Genomic DNA, 14,255 nt, shown 5'->3' on the forward strand with positions numbered 1-14,255 from the left:
ATAAGATAAGATTATGGCAACGAATCCATCTATTGTAACTCGTGACACCGACAAAATCGCTGCTGGTACGGGTAATCTGTATGAGTCGGTTTCGATCATCTCGAAGCGTGCCCGTCAGATTTCAAGCAAGATGAAAGAAGAACTTAATAATAAGTTGGCCGAGTTTGCTTCGGGCGTTGACAACCTCGAAGAGGTGTTCGAAAACCGTGAGCAAATCGAAATCTCTAAGTTTTACGAGCGTATGCCTAAGGCCAGCAGCATTGCCATCGATGAGTTCCTTGAAGGCAAGACCTACTTCGCTCACCGCAACGCTGAAGAGGACAACGTCTAAGAGTATCATGTATTAAAGGAGCAGCCGTACGAACCGATAATTTGTTCGTACGGCTGCTTTTTTTAGTATTGCCTTGTCACAAGTATAAGCGTCCGCTTAGTCAATAGGTCAATCATCTAAATCTTGATCAACCTTGTTTCTGTCAGGTAAAAAAATAATCGTAGGAGTATCGGGTAGTATCGCTGCCTATAAGTCGGCCCTGCTGGTAAGGTTACTGATTAAAGCAGGGGCTGAGGTACAGGTCATGATGACCGAGTCGGCCCATGATTTTATCACGCCACTTACCCTGGCTACTCTCTCAAAGCGACCAGCTCTAACCACTTATACAAAAGGGGAAGACGGTACCTGGAATAATCACGTGGAGCTGGGCCTCTGGGCTGATGCTATGATAGTAGCCCCGGCTACTGCCCATACGCTGGCCAGGTGTGCTAATGGTCTGTGCGATGATCTGCTGACGGCGGTGTACCTTTCGGCCCGCTGCCCGGTATTTTTTGCTCCCGCCATGGATCTGGATATGTATCACCACCCCAGCACCCAAAGTAATCTGCAACGGCTGGCATCCTATGGAAATACCCTCATTGAGGCCGGCTATGGTGAATTAGCCAGTGGACTGGTAGGGGATGGACGTTTAGCCGAGCCCGAAGCCATTTTGGCCCTACTGGAGAAGCATTTCTTCCGGCGGGATGTGGCCGTAGGGAAGCGGGTACTTATTACGGCCGGTCCTACGCAGGAAGCCATCGATCCGGTAAGGTACATCAGTAACTATTCAACGGGTAAAATGGGCTTTGCCCTGGCTCGGGCCTTCGCCTATGCAGGAGCACAGGTCACGCTGGTGAGTGGACCTACTTCACTGCCTAGTCCTGATGACACGATCCGGATTATAAAAGTACAGTCGGCGCAGGAGATGTACGAGGCGGCACAGGAGCATTTCTCCCAAAGTGACCTTACCATCCTGACGGCGGCAGTGGCTGATTATAAACCGGCTCAGGCTGCTACGCAAAAGATCAAAAAGAAAGAGGAAGTACTGAATCTGGAGCTGCTAAAGACCGTTGATATTGCGGCTACGCTGGGTATTCAAAAGCGTGCGGGGCAGTTGCTGGTAGGCTTTGCCCTGGAAACTGACAATGAACTGGCCAATGCCATGGATAAGCTCATGCGCAAAAATATGGACTACATCGTGCTGAACTCTCTGAATGATGCAGGAGCGGGCTTTGCACACGATACCAACAAAATTACCGTTATTGACAAAGAAGAACGTATCCGGCAGTACGAGCTGAAATCCAAGCAGAAGGCAGCCCGCGATATTATGGAGATTATTATAGATAAATGGAGTGAAGTATGAAAAAGGGACTTTTCCGGTGGCTTTGTATTATGTTATGGATTGGGGGGGCATCAGTACAGGCTCAGGAACTGAATTTTACTGTCAACCTGAATTATGACCAGCTGTTTGCGCAGCAGAAAACGGACGCGCAGACGATGGATCAGCTGAAGACGTACATTACTGACTTCCTGAACAATACCCGCTGGACCAACGACCAGTTTGCTCCCGAAGAGCGTATTAAGTGCAAGCTGAATATTAACCTGATCCGGTCGGTGACGCAGGGGAGCTATGAGGCCAACGCCCAGCTGATTATCACCCGTCCGGTCTATAACTCCACCTATGAATCGGTTCTGTTTACGTACGTTGACCGTCTCTTCAACTTTACGTACCTGCCTAACAGCCCGATGTTTTTTAACGAAAATAACTATACCGACGAGCTACCTTTTACGCTGGCGTACTATGCCTATATAGCGCTGGCGCTGGATTATGACTCGTTCAGTAAGCAGGGGGGGAGTCCATTTATTCAGCGGGCTTTCAATCTGGCTACGCTGGCCCGAAACGCCTCAACCTTCCAGAAAGCCTGGAACAATACGGATACGCGCAACCGCTACTGGCTTATAGAGAACCTCATGAGTCAGCAGTTTATTCCTTTTCGCGAAGGTCTTTATGCCTACCATCGTCAGGGGCTCGATACCGCTACCGAAACTCCCGGCCAGACCCGAAAGAAGGTGATGGAAGTACTCAGTACTATCAAGCAGGTATCACAACTCCGTCCGGGCGCTATCGTGATCAATTCCTTTTTTGATGCCAAGTCGGAGGAGCTATATAATATGATGAAGGAGGCTGGCCCGGAGGAGCGTCAGCAAGTATACACCCTGCTGTCTTCGATGGACCCGGCCAAAACCGAACTGTATCGTAAACTGATTCAATAAGAATACCTACCTCTATTTATGAGTAAACGACTGATCCGGATTTTTGCGGCGGATGTACCCGCCCGGCTTAACGAACTATCCGGACATGACCTCCACGTGGTACTGCGTAGCGGCCATACCCACTTTGGCAAACTGCTGTCTTTTACGCCTGATCTACTAACGGTACAGGACTCACGGGGACACCGCCATGCTATATCGGTAGCTGAAATGGAGGAAGTTATCTACGACAAAAAAAGCCCCTACTGAGCCTCTGCTATTTTATTGAATATCTTTTACCTATACCGAACCCCTGCAGCTTCTGATTTGTTGAATACTTGATTAACTTCGCAGGGAGAACAGGTAAATAAGCCATGGGCGCCGGTGCTGGTACTAGAGGTATCTGACTGGTGTTTTTTTCGGTTTGAGGTAGATTGTCTAACTGCCCGTACTGTATTTTCCTGCATTCTCGACGGACCGCTCTTTAACAGTCCACAACAACATGCTTTCAAACTTACTGATCAAGAATTACGCTCTTATTGAGCACCTTGAGCTATCGCCTGATCCGCAGTTGAATATCATCACGGGTGAGACGGGTGCCGGAAAATCTATCATGCTGGGTGCTATAGGTCTGTTGCTGGGCAACCGGGCCGATAGTAAATCACTGTACGACCCAGCTCAGAAATGTGTCATAGAAGGTACATTTGATGTATCGGGTTATGCGGTTGAACATATATTTGATGAAGAGGAGCTGGATTTCACCCAGAGCTGTATTGTACGTCGCGAAATCAGCCCGTCGGGTAAGTCACGCGCCTTTGTGAATGACACTCCTGTTAACCTGGATACACTGCGCCGGGTGACTGACCAGCTTATGGATATCCATTCCCAGCACGATACCATTATGCTGGGTAATAACGAATTCCAGCTACAGGTGGTAGATACCTACGCCACCAACGATGCCCTGCTTAAGAAGTACCGGAGCGACTACCGCGCCTACAAGCAGGCCCGCGATACCTACGAACGACTCAACTCAGAGGCCGGCCGGATGCGGAAGGAATTTGACTACAACAACTTTCTTTACCAGGAGCTGAGCGAGGCTAATATTCAGCCTGATGAGCAGGATCAGCTTGAGCGTGAGCTCAATCTGCTGGAAAATGCCGTCGAGATCAAAGAGCGTCTGCAGCTGGCGTACGACTACCTCGACAATCCGGAGCAATCGGTACTGGACATGCTGAAAAGCACCATAGGTACCCTGACGCAGGCAAGCCGCCTGGTGTCGGATTACGAGCTACTGCGTGAGCGGGCACAGAGCGCGCTCATTGAATTACGCGATCTGGCCGACGAAATCAGCAACGCGGGGAGTATGGTTGATATTGATGATGAGCGTACCATCGTGGTACGTGAGCGTCTGGATCAACTGTATCAACTTCAGCAAAAACACCAGGTACGTACCCTACAGGAACTACTGGACATTCAGCACGATTTGGAGGCTAAAGTAAGCAAGGTACTTAACCTTGATGATGAGCTTCAGAAAGCAAAACTGGACGTAGATACTACCCAGGAGCGCATGGCAAAAAGTGCTGAAAAGCTTTCCGCCTCCCGTCTGGCGGTTACGACTGAAATTGAGCAGCAGATCTGCCGCTGGCTGTTTGAGTTGGGTATGCCCAATGCTTCACTCTCTATTGAAGTATCGCAGGTAGCTCCTACGGTAGATGGTACTGACTTTATATCGTTCCTGTTCAGCGCTAATAAGGGGATTCGTCCGCAGGAGCTTCGTAACGTAGCCTCCGGAGGTGAATTCTCCCGCTTGATGATGGTGTTTAAGTACATCCTGGCTGATAAGCGTAAGCTACCTACCATCATATTTGACGAGATTGATACCGGTGTGTCGGGTGAGATCGCTATCAAGATGGGTAATATGATGCAGCACATGGCCCATAGCCATCAGATCATTGCCATCACGCACCTGCACCAGATCGCCGCCCAGGGTACTGCTCATTACTTTGTATATAAAGACAACTCATCGGCCAGAACCGTAAGCCGCATCCGCAGACTCACCTTTGAGGAGCGCGTGATGGAGATAGCCCAAATGATCGGAGGACGTACTCCATCGGAGACTGTGGTACATAACGCCCGCGAAATCCTGAACGGAACCTACAGCAGTAGCAGTACTGGTAAGAAAAAACAACCCAAATTATCCTGACGATACTAATCTGTTATACAATACCCCCTTCAATCAACATACCACATTATGAATCTTAAGACACTTGCTGTTCTATCGTTAGTAGCTCTCTGGAGTTGTAATCAGGAAAAAGATCAGGTACAGGAAGCCGAGAAAGAAGTACTCACCATACACGATGAGGTAATGCCCAAAATGGATGATGTAATGAAGCTGAAACATAACCTCAACGCTAAAATCGCTTCTTTGGATAGTATGCAGCAGGAAGGAGTAAGTAGCAATACCGTAGCTGAGGAGCGTCTGAAAGCAGCGGATCTTTCTCGTCAGCTTGTGCTGGCAGATAGCCTGATGATGGAGTGGATGTACCAGTACAAAGGGGATTCGGCCAAGGCGCTACCTGCTGACCAGGCACTGAAGTACTTCAATAATGAGAAAGGGAAGATAACAGTGGTAAAGGATAAAACCCTGAAAAGTATTCAGGAGGCGGAAGGTTTTCTGAAAAAATAGCCGAAGCTATTGGTGCCTTCGGAGTGTTGACCAAATGATTACCAATGATGCTTATAAATAAAAAAGAATGGATAGCCAGTCTGACGGCAATTGCTTTAGTTGTCCTGGCTACTGGCTGCAGTACTGAAGATAAAAAACTGCCTATACTGGGGGAGCGGGACGCGGTCACCAAAACGGTAGATGGCAAGGAAGTAGTAGATACCGTATACCATACCATCCCTTCCTTCGCCTTTGTTAACCAATACGGTGATACTGTTACTCAGAAGGACCTGGACGGGAAAATCTATATAAGTGATTTCTTTTTTACTTCCTGCCCGACTATCTGCCCTGTCATGAAGAAGCAGATGATTAAGGTATATGACGAGATCAAGGGAAATCCGGAGGTGATGATCCTGTCGCACACCATTGATCCCGCTCACGATACGCCTGAGGTACTTAATGAGTATGCCAAGGACCTGGGTGTGACGGGTAAGCAGTGGCAGTTTGTAACGGGACCCAAGGAGAAGATCTATGAGATAGGGCAGGGGAGCTACATGGTAACTGCCAACGAAGACTCCCTGGCCGAAGGAGGCTATATACACAGTGGAGCGTTTATCCTGGTGGACAAGCAGAAACGGGTACGCGGCATATATGACGGTACCACCGAAGACGGCACCCAAAAACTTATACAGGATCTCAAAACGCTACTAGCTGAGTACAAACAATCGTGATTACATTTCGCTTACAAAAAGTCAGCGCCTTTGCCTTTGCCTTTGGCACATTAGTGGCCTTACTGGCTGCCTGCCAAAGTTCTGAGGAGCTCAAAAGGGATCAGTACTACGCCGAAGGCTACCAGTTGTATACCACCCACTGTGCCAACTGCCACCAGGCCGATGGGCAGGGGTTGGCTAACCTGTATCCACCCCTGGCCGGGTCAGATTACCTCAATGACAAGTCCTGGTTTATCTGTATTACCCGCTATGGGATGTCCGGTGAAATAACGGTGAATGGAAAAACGTACAACCGGCCCATGCCCGCAAATCCCAACCTTAAAGATCTGGAAATAGCGGAGATCGCTACGTACGTGTACAACACCTGGGGAAAAGACAGTACCTATACCAATACGGAGAAGGTGGTAGAGGTACTTAACCAGTGTGAGAATAAATAGAAAGAAGTACTTACAGGATGTAGTCATAAAAGCATTGAAGCTCCTAGTAAGGAGCTTCAATGCTAAATATACCTGTTGGTTTGCGTATTGAAGTCTGGGAGAAGTCCTGCTCCGCATCCAGCCCAATACCTTTGACAATATCACCGGTCAGCCGTTTTTCAATGGTAACGGCCTTATCCGTGTAGACTTTCTTTGTATTAGGGTTCCAGTAGAGTTCAGTCGTAGCCAGGCGTTCCTGCGTTTGTGAGTTCACCACCCGCACATTTCCCTTCACTACATACAGGCTCTTGGAGTTGTCATATCGGCCCGAGTCAGCCCGGAGGGTAGTTACTACACTACTGCCGGTATCATCAAAAAAGTTGATGTTGATCGTATCCGGAAATATCTTGTTTTCGTTCTCGTACCGAAACTGCTTGGGAGTCTTCATCTCCACTTTAAGATTCCCTTTTTCACTGTATAGTACCCGTACATCGTTAACTTCCTCAACGGGCCCCTTATAAGGCACAGCTACTTTGTTCTTATCATCATCACAGGCTACAAACAGCCAGGATAACAATACTATACTTACAGAAGACAGTATCTTACCTCCCAAAGGTACTACTGATGCTATTTTATTAGACCATACCATATTGTGTACTTAACACCTGTCAGCGTAACTACGTTTCCTTAGTCTCCTTGTTTTACAGCTAAAGAGGTTGAAGTTAGACCCGGATACTAGTCAATACGTTGCTTCACAAACCATACATCCGTCAGAGACAGCCCAAGAAGAACCCGGCCGTAACGCTCACGGATAGCCTGGTTGCTGATGACGCCACGCTGTCCTCCGATGAAGCTAAGAGTAAAGGAGTTACCACCACGCCCGATAGGCAGGGTAATACCCATACTTACGCTGGTATCATTGATTTGGTTACCTGCGGGACTATAGGGAGACTTGCCGTGGGTAAAGCCTACCCGGTAAGCAGCCAGATCAAGATAGCGGGTAGAGGTAAAGCGGGGGATATACTCAGCTCCTATGTGTATTTTGTTTGAATTGGCAAAGCCATCATTGGTATTGGCAAAGCTGCGGAATGCGCCCCATGACTGGTGCTCATAGTCCGCTGCAATGGTAAACCGGAACGGCCACTCCAGGCTGACACCCATACGGTACTGGGAGGGTAGGTACACACTTCCCTGCGCATTATTCGTCAGCGTATCAGGTTGTCCGATGGGGAACGAACTTTGAGTTAGGTCAAAGCTGGTGGTCTGACGGGCATTGAGGTTGGTACCGAAGCTATATGAGCCACCCAGGTTCAGGTTCAGCTTATTATCTTTTTTGAGAGGAAAACGAAGCGCGGCTCCTCCCCGGAAAGAAACGTCAGCATAACTGGTACGTTCGTTGCGGCTTACTAGGTAGTCCTTGCCGTCACCAATCAGTAACTGCGATTCGGAAGATCTTTTGACATTACCAAACAGATAGGAAGTTTCCAAACCTAGGCTCAGGTACTTACCAATCTGGAAAGCATTGGTAAAGGCGGCCTTATTGACGGCACCACGCCCTGTATAGTAGTAGTAGGCATCGTAAATGGTGCCAGGTACTTTAGCAGTTGTACGACTTTCAAAGTCAACAAAGCTGTATGGTTTCAGGCTGAAGCCCAGTGTCCACTTGGGAGCAGCCGGGAAGGCAATGGCCAGATAAGCCAGGTTGGCGCCAAGGTCACGTTGAGTGGCGGTAGTACTGGCTATTTGCTTGTACTGACCAATCGTACCAAACTCAAATGTTGTATAACGGTTACGAACCCAGAGAGCAGGGTTAAGATTGTTAATATGGATACCGTTGCTGACGCTCGATCCGGCTTCGCCCATACTTTGGCTGGGGGCAAAGGCATCACTGTATGATTCACCAAGACCCAGTACTGAATAGGGCGAATTGCCTAAGCCCTGTGCGTAGAGTGCTGAAAATGAGGTGGAGAAGAGGCCCGCCAGCATAAGCCCGGCGGAGAGAGATTTAATCCTGCTGTAAAGCGACATTGTGTAGTAATATTCGGTTCAGTCCAATCAGTACCAGTTCTGGCACTGCAAATATGGTCGGTTTCAGACGACTTTCAAAAAAAGGTGCGTCGCCGCCGCACATCACCACTTTACTGGCTGGTGCGATTTGACGATATGATTCAATAATTCCGTTCAATTCTCCCAGCAGGCCGTTCATGACGCCGCTCTGCATGGCGTGGGTCGTATTCTTGCCTACCAGCGGAGGTATTTCATCTGATTCGACGAGGGGGAGCCTTTCAGTAAACGAATGCATGGCTTTAAATCGCATACGCAGGCCGGGCGAAATCAGCCCTCCCTGAAAGTTACCGCCGCTATCTACATAGTCGTATGTAATACAAGTACCCATATCTATCACGATCAGGTCCTCGTTGGGAAACAGGGATGCTGCCCCCACTGCCGCCGCTACCCGGTCAGCCCCCAGCGTATGAGGTGTATCATAGTTTTTAGTGATGGGTACCGGTGTATACCCGTTAAGATCCAGAACAGGAATGTCAAGTTGGAGTGCTGCCTGGAATTCTTCCACCGGACGACTCACCGACGAATAAATAAGATGCTGTGGGGGGTAGGAGCGAATGGCTGACACCAGTTCATCAAAGTGGAGCCGCACCCGATACTCAACGAGTTGATCTCCCAAAAACCAACCGATTTTTGAGAAAGTATTGCCAGAATCAACTACAATATTCATAGGTTGGCAAAATTCCTCTTTTGTGATGACAAATGAAAAGCCTCTTAATACAAATACACCATCTGGTATGGGTATTTAGTCAATGATGAGTTAGGCTCAAAGATAGGTAGGAGGTGGTGGAATACGTTATGAGCATGAATTAATTAACATTTTTTAACCTGGCTATGAGGCGTTGGTCGTTTGTTTCTGACTGTACCGATCATAAGTCGGCGTCGGATCAGGTGTAGGTAGTGCTTAGGGCGAAGTCTTGCAAACATTGAGTATGTACAGTAAGTTTGGTTTTTCAAGTGAGGCTGGTTCTGATAAGCAATTCCGGCTATGTATCTGCACATTCTTATTATATACTCTCTAAGTAGCCAGGTAGGAGCGCGAGACTCTGTGTAGAAATGGGCTACTTTCCTGAATAAAAATTAACCGCAAGTAGTGACGAATGAAATTTGATCTGACAGAAGTAAGCAGTTGGCTCAGGACGGTGGTGTGGCGCAATACCGTAGAAGACTACCTGTGGGCAGTAGGTATTCTGGTAGTGGGATTCATGATCAAAAGAGCGCTTTCCCGCCTTATGAGCAAGTGGGTGTTCCGGATATTCCGGAATGACTCCGAGGGCGTTCCCCTATCCGAATTTCTGCGTCTGATCCGGCCTCCCGTTGAATTCCTGCTGGTTCTGCTGATCGTGTTTGTTGCTTTTGAGCGGTTAAAGGTACCTGAAGTGTGGGGATGGTTCGATGTCCGAAAAACTGCCCTCAGGATGATGATCGACAAGCTATACCTGGCGGCGTTGATCCTGGGCATTGGCTGGGGCGGTGTACGGATCATAAAGTTTGTCGGATTGGTATTCGTCCGAAAAGCTGAAAAGACCGAGTCGAGGGTGGATGATCAGTTGGTGCCTTTTTTCAGAGATCTATCTATACTTTTCTTTGTCATAGGTGTTATCTTTATTATACTGGGTAAAGTATTCGAGGTAGATGTACTGACGCTGGTGACAAGTTTGGGTATCGGAGGTTTGGCCTTAGCCCTGGCCGCCCGCGAAACGCTCGAAAACTTGTTTGCTTCTTTTGCCCTCATGCTGGACCGGCCGTTTACGCTGGGTGACTCCATCAACGTAGGCGGCACCGAAGGTACCATCGAAAACATTGGCTTCCGGAGTACCCGCCTCCGCACGTTCGACGGGAGCCTCGTGACTATCCCCAACCGCTTACTGACTTCACAGAACCTCGATAACCTGACCGAACGACGTTTAAGGCGTGCCCGTTACTTTGTAAAAATAGGCTACGAAACACCCTCTGAAGTACTGCAGGATATTGTAAAAGCCATTCAGACCCTTATTGATGAACATGAGAAAACCCGACAGGAGCCGGGTATCGTACGCTTCGATTCTTTTGGTGAAAGCTCTTTGGATATACTCGTTATTTTCTACGTATTGACCCAGGATGTCAGGGAGTTTAACCAGGTGAAAGAGGAAATAAACCTATCTATTATAAAAATAATTGAGAAACATGGAGCAAGGTTTGCATTTCCGGCAAGGGAACTGTATATTCGCAATGAATACAATCCTCATATCTCTGCCGAAGCTGAAAATAAAGAGGGCTTCTGAACGTTTTTCTATCGAAAGCGTTACATAAGAAAAAAATAGGCGATACTTTATTGACATCACGGTTTTTTCGCACTAACATTGCGGCCGATTCCAGCCTATAATTTCCTATCAAGTTTCAAGTTGTCGGTTGCCGATACACACCACCTGTATTCTTATTTCACGAATTAGTTCCAACACGTGATCCCTCAACATACCTGTCTGTTTAACTTATTATTTCTACTATCATAATCAATCATTTATCCTGGTAAAGTTTACTTTACTTCCCATTTCTGTATGCTTACAATTGATGAATTGAACCTTAAACTTTTATCAGAGTTAAAGGAAATCGCGGAGAAGTTTGGTATAAAAGACTACAACAAGCTCACCAAGAAAGACCTCGTATACAAAATACTTAGCCAACAGGCCATAATGCCCGCCGAAGAGTCCACTGATAAGTCAGAGGAAGAGCCGAAGCGGAAGCGGACACGTCGTCCCAAAGAAGCTGCCGATGATGATACTCAGCCAATCGCTGAATCTGCTCCTGCACCTATACCGGCACCAGCCCCTGCTGTTGCTACTCCTGCTCCTGCTAATCTGGCACCCAGAGAAGCCAGAGGCCCCAGGGAGGACAAGAATGCAGCCCGTCGCGGACGTCCTGCCAATAAAGGCGGTCAGCCCGGCAACAGGCCAGCGGCACCTACTTCCAAGGTAGTGGATACAACGGCTGATGTAGGTGAAGATCTGGACATTTCGGATGACTTTGGTACCAATTTACCGGAGGAGGCGCAGGTAGATGTACGTAATGTGACGGTTGAGCCTACAGTATCAGAAAACGGTCACCGCGAAGACGATAGAAACATGCAGCAATCACGTCAGGAAGATAACGAGCGTTCTGCTGCTCCTTCTCAATCCCGTGAGGATCATACCAATAAGATCAAACGCCACTACAACAACTACGTAAGGGAGTTTGACGGACTGATCCTGAACGAAGGCGTTTTGGAAATCATGCAGGATGGTGGCTACGGCTTCCTGCGCTCAGCTGACTATAACTACCTGGCTAGTCCGGATGATATATATGTATCTCCTTCGCAGATCAAGCTATTTGGTTTGAAAACCGGTGATACGGTTAAAGGACAAATACGTCCGCCTAAAGAAGGGGAGAAGTACTTTGCGCTGCTTCGCGTGGAAACCGTAAATGGTAAAACTACCGAGCAGATCCGTGACCGTATTCCCTTTGAGTACCTGACACCGCTGTTCCCCGAAGAGCGTCTCAACCTGAGTACTCGTCCCGATCAGCTTTCAACCCGTATTCTTGATCTGTTTGCCCCAATTGGTAAAGGTCAGCGTGGTATGATCGTGGCTCAGCCTAAGACCGGTAAAACCGTTCTGCTTAAAGAAATTGCTAACGCTATCACCCGTAACCACCCTGAGGTGTTCTTGCTGATCCTGCTGATCGATGAGCGTCCGGAAGAGGTGACTGATATGCAGCGTAGCGTACGGGCGGAGGTTATTGCCTCTACATTTGATGAGCAGGCCGACCGCCACGTAAAGGTTGCCAGCATTGTTCTCGAAAAAGCCAAACGTATGGTGGAGTGTGGTCACGATGTGGTAATCCTGCTGGATTCGATCACGCGTCTGGCTCGTGCGTATAATACAGTCGTTCCTTCGTCCGGTAAGATCTTATCGGGTGGTGTGGATGCCAACGCACTGCACAAACCTAAGCGTTTCTTCGGTGCGGCCCGTAACGTCGAAAACGGTGGCTCGCTGACGATCATCGCTACGGCTCTGATCGATACGGGTTCCAAGATGGATGAGGTAATCTTCGAAGAATTCAAAGGTACCGGTAATATGGAACTCCAGCTCGACCGTAAGCTGTCGAACAAGCGGGTGTTCCCTGCCATTGACGTGATGACGTCAGGTACTCGCCGTGAGGATCTGCTGCTCGACAAGGAGACCCTTCAGAAAGTATGGATCCTGCGTAAGCATATGTCCGACATGAATCAGATGGAGTCAATGGACTTCCTGCTCAGCAACATGAAGGGGACCCGTGACAATGACGAATTCCTGATTTCAATGAATCGTTAAGATATTGTAAATCCTTCCTCTTGATAGCCTCGCTGGTGTACACCGGCGGGGCTTTTTTGGGAAGTACCCGATGAGCAACCTAATCATTAAACTTAACTACTGGTTTGACTAAGAAATGTAATTAACAATAGAGCTGGGTTATAGTTACGTATATAGTATCCACCAAACTAGTTAAAGCTATGAAAAAAGGACACAATCAAGGGAGTAACGATATGCATCGTTCCAAAGAGGATGTAAAGGAAGTGCCCGGACAGGATAGCCACCTGAAGAACAAAGCCAGCGAGAAAATAAGCAAAAGCCGCAACGCCGAAGACGACCAGTCAGGTGGTACCAAAGGGCAGAATGCTATATCGTAAATAGGTAAAGTAAACCTAACACAAAAGGGCTGACACCAGTGTCAGCCCTTTTGTGTTGACCAGCCAGCCTACTTACTAATCTGAATATTCTTATCGCCCAGGTAGTCTTGGATATAAACCATCTTGACTAGTACCATGATAATTACGGCAATGGGAGTAGCCAGGATCAGCCCCAGCAGTCCGGCAAAGGCAGCGATAAAAACCTGTGAAATGATAACCATCGCGGGTGGAATTTCTACCATCTTATGCTGCACCAGGGGCGTAATCAGGTTGCTTTCTACAAACTGGATACCCACGTATAGCAGTACCACATACAGTGCCTGGCTGGTGCCCTGGGTAAGGGCAATCAGAACAGCTGGAATCAGGGCAAGGATGGGGCCAAAATTAGGAATAAAGGAGAGTAAGCCCGCTATAATGCCAAGAGCCAGCGCCATAGGTATGCCGATCAGGTACAGCCCTACAATAGTAAATACACCCACTATGAGCATGGAAAACAACTTGCCGAGCAGCCACTTGTATAGTGTTGAACCCAGTGTGTTGAGTACCTCGGCGGCCCTTGGGCGCTTGCTAAGGGGGAAAAGTAGTACGATGCCCTCTTTGTATAGCCCCGGCTGAGCGGTAAAGAATGCTCCTATAAATAAGATAATGTACATATCCGCCAGCACGCCAAACGTAGCCGAAAACACCCCCATGCTTTTCTGGATCCAGCTTTTGTTAATATCCGATAAGTTAATGTTTTGGGGCAGGTTGTTCAGCAGCGGTTCGCCCCAGGATGTACCTTTTAACTGGGTCCTTACTTTTTCGTACGAGTTGGGGAGGTGTTGACTGAGCTGAGATATCTGCTGAGAAATCTGGGGGGCCAGCAGCCAGACGAGTCCGCCCAGCAGCAGTAAGGTACCTACAATCACTATCCCCAGCGACAGGCCATCCGACAGTTTGGTATGCCTGGTCAGTAGGTTAGATGTACCCCGGAAGTACACCGCAAAGAGTGTACCGGCCAAAATAAGCAGCAGGACATTGAAGGCCCGGGCCAGAAGAAACACCACCAGGAGAAACATGCCCAGCGCGATGAGCCGCCGCTGGGTCAGGTTGGTTTCCTGCTTGTGATGTGGGGTTGTATCGGAATTCATGGGTG

15 protein-coding genes are annotated in these 14,255 nt (G+C 48.3%); 11 read left to right on the forward strand and 4 right to left on the reverse strand.

All coding sequences use genetic code 11. From position 1 onward, the window contains the following. Positions 1–13: 13 nt before the first annotated feature. The 8 genes from JUB14_RS13295 (at position 14) to JUB14_RS13330 (ending at position 6,393) form a co-directional block, all read left to right on the forward strand. Entirely contained in the window at positions 14–331 is a 318-nt protein-coding gene (locus JUB14_RS13295; protein ID WP_207506713.1) for a DNA-directed RNA polymerase subunit omega, read from the forward strand. A gap of 133 nt (positions 332–464) precedes the next feature. Next, positions 465–1,673 (forward strand): bifunctional phosphopantothenoylcysteine decarboxylase/phosphopantothenate--cysteine ligase CoaBC, encoded by a 1,209-nt coding sequence (coaBC, locus tag JUB14_RS13300; RefSeq protein ID WP_207506714.1) that lies wholly within the window; start codon positions 465–467, stop codon positions 1,671–1,673. Further along, a complete protein-coding gene (gene porD / locus JUB14_RS13305; RefSeq protein ID WP_207506715.1) occupies positions 1,670–2,584 on the forward strand; it encodes a type IX secretion system protein PorD in 915 nt (304 codons plus the stop codon). The genes coaBC and porD overlap by 4 nt, the downstream gene beginning before the upstream one ends. Positions 2,585–2,602: 18 nt before the next feature. Further along, positions 2,603–2,830, forward strand: a complete 228-nt coding sequence (locus tag JUB14_RS13310) for a hypothetical protein (protein WP_207506716.1) — start codon at positions 2,603–2,605, stop codon at positions 2,828–2,830. Between the two features lie 232 nt (positions 2,831–3,062). Beyond that, positions 3,063–4,763 carry a DNA repair protein RecN gene (gene recN, locus JUB14_RS13315; protein WP_207506718.1) on the forward strand — a complete coding sequence of 567 codons (1,701 nt, stop codon included), beginning with the start codon at positions 3,063–3,065 and terminating at the stop codon, positions 4,761–4,763. A gap of 48 nt (positions 4,764–4,811) precedes the next feature. Further along, complete coding sequence (locus JUB14_RS13320; protein ID WP_207506719.1) at positions 4,812–5,246, forward strand: viral A-type inclusion protein; 435 nt, start codon at positions 4,812–4,814, stop codon at positions 5,244–5,246. Positions 5,247–5,290: 44 nt separating this feature from the next. Next, the gene (locus JUB14_RS13325; protein WP_207506721.1) at positions 5,291–5,956 is read left to right on the forward strand and encodes an SCO family protein; all 666 of its coding nucleotides are present in this window, start codon (positions 5,291–5,293) and stop codon (positions 5,954–5,956) included. After that, positions 5,953–6,393 (forward strand): c-type cytochrome, encoded by a 441-nt coding sequence (locus JUB14_RS13330; protein ID WP_310586139.1) that lies wholly within the window; start codon positions 5,953–5,955, stop codon positions 6,391–6,393. The genes JUB14_RS13325 and JUB14_RS13330 overlap by 4 nt, the downstream gene beginning before the upstream one ends. 43 nt (positions 6,394–6,436) lie before the next feature. Here JUB14_RS13330 and lptC read toward each other — a convergent pair whose 3' ends face one another. From lptC to JUB14_RS13345, 3 genes are all read right to left on the reverse strand, one after another. Continuing rightward, the gene (gene lptC, locus JUB14_RS13335) at positions 6,437–7,021 is read right to left on the reverse strand and encodes an LPS export ABC transporter periplasmic protein LptC (protein ID WP_207506734.1); all 585 of its coding nucleotides are present in this window, start codon (positions 7,019–7,021) and stop codon (positions 6,437–6,439) included. Positions 7,022–7,107: 86 nt separating this feature from the next. Further along, a complete protein-coding gene (gene bamG / locus JUB14_RS13340; RefSeq protein WP_229367816.1) occupies positions 7,108–8,400 on the reverse strand; it encodes a BamG family beta-barrel-assembly machinery protein in 1,293 nt (430 codons plus the stop codon). Beyond that, positions 8,378–9,106 carry a type III pantothenate kinase gene (locus JUB14_RS13345; RefSeq protein ID WP_207506736.1) on the reverse strand — a complete coding sequence of 243 codons (729 nt, stop codon included), beginning with the start codon at positions 9,104–9,106 and terminating at the stop codon, positions 8,378–8,380. The genes bamG and JUB14_RS13345 overlap by 23 nt, the downstream gene beginning before the upstream one ends. Positions 9,107–9,536: 430 nt before the next feature. Between JUB14_RS13345 and JUB14_RS13350 the strand changes: the two genes are divergently transcribed. The 3 genes from JUB14_RS13350 (at position 9,537) to JUB14_RS13360 (ending at position 13,120) form a co-directional block, all read left to right on the forward strand. After that, positions 9,537–10,700 (forward strand): mechanosensitive ion channel family protein, encoded by a 1,164-nt coding sequence (locus JUB14_RS13350; protein ID WP_207506738.1) that lies wholly within the window; start codon positions 9,537–9,539, stop codon positions 10,698–10,700. Between the two features lie 273 nt (positions 10,701–10,973). Next, entirely contained in the window at positions 10,974–12,764 is a 1,791-nt protein-coding gene (rho, locus tag JUB14_RS13355) for a transcription termination factor Rho (protein ID WP_207506739.1), read from the forward strand. Between the two features lie 179 nt (positions 12,765–12,943). After that, complete coding sequence (locus JUB14_RS13360; RefSeq protein ID WP_207506740.1) at positions 12,944–13,120, forward strand: hypothetical protein; 177 nt, start codon at positions 12,944–12,946, stop codon at positions 13,118–13,120. Between the two features lie 68 nt (positions 13,121–13,188). Here the strand turns inward: JUB14_RS13360 and JUB14_RS13365 are convergent, their stop codons facing one another. Then, positions 13,189–14,250, reverse strand: a complete 1,062-nt coding sequence (locus JUB14_RS13365) for an AI-2E family transporter (RefSeq protein ID WP_207506741.1) — start codon at positions 14,248–14,250, stop codon at positions 13,189–13,191. Positions 14,251–14,255: the final 5 nt, after the last annotated feature.

The organism is Telluribacter humicola, from assembly GCF_017355935.1.
Lineage (GTDB): Bacteria > Bacteroidota > Bacteroidia > Cytophagales > Spirosomataceae > Telluribacter > Telluribacter humicola.

What these genes read in the sequence shown, in the direction of transcription:
- JUB14_RS13295 (WP_207506713.1), top strand. Translation starts at nt 14, where the DNA reads ATGGCAACGAATCCATCTATTGTAACTCGTGACACCGACAAAATCGCT.
- porD (WP_207506715.1), top strand. Translation starts at nt 1,670, where the DNA reads ATGAAAAAGGGACTTTTCCGGTGGCTTTGTATTATGTTATGGATTGGG.
- JUB14_RS13310 (WP_207506716.1), top strand. Translation starts at nt 2,603, where the DNA reads ATGAGTAAACGACTGATCCGGATTTTTGCGGCGGATGTACCCGCCCGG.
- recN (WP_207506718.1), top strand. Translation starts at nt 3,063, where the DNA reads ATGCTTTCAAACTTACTGATCAAGAATTACGCTCTTATTGAGCACCTT.
- JUB14_RS13320 (WP_207506719.1), top strand. Translation starts at nt 4,812, where the DNA reads ATGAATCTTAAGACACTTGCTGTTCTATCGTTAGTAGCTCTCTGGAGT.
- JUB14_RS13325 (WP_207506721.1), top strand. Translation starts at nt 5,291, where the DNA reads ATGATGCTTATAAATAAAAAAGAATGGATAGCCAGTCTGACGGCAATT.
- lptC (WP_207506734.1), bottom strand. Translation starts at nt 7,021, where the DNA reads ATGGTATGGTCTAATAAAATAGCATCAGTAGTACCTTTGGGAGGTAAG.
- bamG (WP_229367816.1), bottom strand. Translation starts at nt 8,400, where the DNA reads ATGTCGCTTTACAGCAGGATTAAATCTCTCTCCGCCGGGCTTATGCTG.
- JUB14_RS13345 (WP_207506736.1), bottom strand. Translation starts at nt 9,106, where the DNA reads ATGAATATTGTAGTTGATTCTGGCAATACTTTCTCAAAAATCGGTTGG.
- JUB14_RS13350 (WP_207506738.1), top strand. Translation starts at nt 9,537, where the DNA reads ATGAAATTTGATCTGACAGAAGTAAGCAGTTGGCTCAGGACGGTGGTG.
- rho (WP_207506739.1), top strand. Translation starts at nt 10,974, where the DNA reads ATGCTTACAATTGATGAATTGAACCTTAAACTTTTATCAGAGTTAAAG.
- JUB14_RS13360 (WP_207506740.1), top strand. Translation starts at nt 12,944, where the DNA reads ATGAAAAAAGGACACAATCAAGGGAGTAACGATATGCATCGTTCCAAA.
- JUB14_RS13365 (WP_207506741.1), bottom strand. Translation starts at nt 14,250, where the DNA reads ATGAATTCCGATACAACCCCACATCACAAGCAGGAAACCAACCTGACC.